The organism is Ralstonia insidiosa, assembly GCF_008801405.1.
Classification (GTDB): domain Bacteria; phylum Pseudomonadota; class Gammaproteobacteria; order Burkholderiales; family Burkholderiaceae; genus Ralstonia; species Ralstonia insidiosa.
Map to the genome: position 1 here is coordinate 1 of NZ_VZPV01000015.1, position 429 is coordinate 429.

The 429-nt window shown below is 52.9% G+C and carries 1 protein-coding gene; it reads right to left on the minus strand.

Annotated elements, in window-relative coordinates; all coding sequences use genetic code 11:
• Nucleotides 1-70: 70 nt before the first annotated feature.
• The gene (infA, locus tag F7R11_RS26965; RefSeq protein WP_006577442.1) at nt 71-289 is read right to left on the minus strand and encodes a translation initiation factor IF-1; all 219 of its coding nucleotides are present in this window, start codon (nt 287-289) and stop codon (nt 71-73) included.
• Between the last annotated feature and the right edge of the window lie 140 nt (nt 290-429).

Below are 429 nucleotides of genomic sequence, written 5' to 3' on the forward strand. Positions count from 1 at the left end.
TTGCGGCAAATGCGCTTAACAGAAGCCAGCACTTTCATGATTTTCCTCTTCCTTCAATTCCTGTTTCGGCTCACTTCGTCCGGAAGACGATGCGCGCGCGTGACAGATCGTATGGCGTCAATTCGACCGTAACTTTGTCCCCCGGCAGGATACGGATGTAGTGCATCCGCATCTTCCCGGAGATATGGCCCAGTACGACATGGCCATTTTCCAGCTTCACCCTGAAGGTCGCATTGGGCAGGTTTTCGATTACCTCACCCTGCATCTGGATGACGTCGTCTTTAGCCATACCTAGCCTGTCCTGACCCGGCTCAGCGCAAAGTCAGGTTACCTTTGAAATTGGCCTTCTTCAGCAACGACTCGTACTGCTGCGACATGACATAGGACTGAACCTGGGCCATGAAGTCCATCGTGACGACCACGATGATC